We start from the raw sequence: 1,422 nt of genomic DNA, 5'->3' as shown, positions 1-1,422 counted from the left end.
CAAAAACGCCGGCGCGCTGGTGACCCACCCTTGGGGTTCGGTGATGCGCAGTTTGTTGGTGGCCGTATTTGAACTCAAAGTCAAAGAAATCATGGTCATTGCCCACCACGACTGCGGTATGCGCGGACTACACGCAGAAGAGTTCCTCCAACGCGTACACGACAGCAATATCCCCGACGACCGCATCGAAACCCTGCGCAATGCCGGTATCGATTTGGACGGCTGGCTGACCGGTTTTGACGATGTCGAAGACAGCGTGCGCCATACCGTCGAGCTGATTCGCAAACATCCGCTGATGCCCGACAACATCGCTATCCACGGCCTGGTCATCCACCCGACCACAGGCAAGCTCAACCTGATTATTGACGGCAGCCTACCTGCTTTAGACGGCCAAAACATCTAACGCAGACACCACCACGAAATGAAAAACATCGGATTATTCGGCGGCACGTTTGACCCCATCCACAACGGCCACCTTCACATCGCCCGCGCCTTCGCTGACGAAATCGGTTTGGACCTTGTCGTCTTCCTGCCGGCAGGCGACCCATACCACAAAGACAGCACGCGCACGCCGGCACAAGAGCGCCTCAATATGGTCGAACTCGCCATCGCCGACGAGCCGAAATTCGCCGCCAGCGACTGCGACATCGTCCGCGATGGTGCGACCTATACGTTTGACACCGTCCAAATCTTCCGCCAGCAGTTTCCCGGCGCGCAACTGTGGTGGCTGATGGGCAGCGACAGCCTGATGCAGCTGCACACATGGAAAAAATGGCAAACCCTCGTGCGCCAGACCCATATCGCCATTGCTATGCGCCAAGGTGACAACCTCAACAAAACCCCGCGCGAATTGCACGCATGGCTCGGCGAAGCCCTGCAAAACGGCAGCGTCCGCATCCTCGACGCGCCGCTGCACAACACCAGCTCCACCCAAATCCGTGCCGATCTCGCTAAAACCCACCATTCAGACGGCCTGCCGCAACCTGTCGCCCAATACATCCGCCAACACAAACTCTATGAAAAATAGCGTTTATTCAGGCAGATAAGCTATAATGCCGTCTGAAAACATTTCAACTAGGAAAATAATGAACGAACAAGAATTGCAAGACCTGCAAAAAATGGTCGAAGTGGCCGTAAACGCCCTCGAAGACATCAAAGCCAAAGACATCTCTGTTTTGGAAACCCAAGACAAAACCTCCCTGTTCGCCCGCATGATTATTGCCAGCGGCGACAGCACACGCCAAGTCAAAGCGCTGGCGAACAACGTTGCCGTCGATTTGAAAGAAGCCGGTTTTGAAATCCTCAGCACCGAAGGCGACAGCGGCGAATGGACGCTCGTCGACGCAGGCGACCTCGTTGTCCACGTCATGCTCCCTGCCGTGCGCGACTTCTACGACATCGACACCTTGTGGGGCGGAGAAA

At 55.8% G+C, this 1,422-nt stretch carries 3 protein-coding genes; all 3 read left to right on the top strand.

Annotated features, from left to right (window positions below; translation table 11 throughout):
* Positions 1-403 (top strand): beta-class carbonic anhydrase (locus ACTHUT_RS20625; RefSeq protein ID WP_440419668.1); only part of this gene is annotated, 403 nt, incomplete at its 5' end.
* Between the two features lie 18 nt (positions 404-421).
* Complete coding sequence (gene nadD / locus ACTHUT_RS20620) at positions 422-1,027, top strand: nicotinate-nucleotide adenylyltransferase (RefSeq protein WP_049352645.1); 606 nt, start codon at positions 422-424, stop codon at positions 1,025-1,027.
* Positions 1,028-1,085: 58 nt separating this feature from the next.
* A partial coding sequence (gene rsfS / locus ACTHUT_RS20615; protein ID WP_440419667.1) for a ribosome silencing factor occupies positions 1,086-1,422 on the top strand: 337 nt, incomplete at its 3' end.

The sequence above is a fragment of the Neisseria sp. P0022.S010 genome (assembly GCF_051956635.1).
The sequence above is the reverse complement of the archived record's forward strand: the minus strand, read 5'-3'. Positions and strand labels throughout refer to the sequence as shown.

What these genes read in the sequence shown, in the direction of transcription:
- nadD (WP_049352645.1), top strand. Translation starts at nt 422, where the DNA reads ATGAAAAACATCGGATTATTCGGCGGCACGTTTGACCCCATCCACAAC.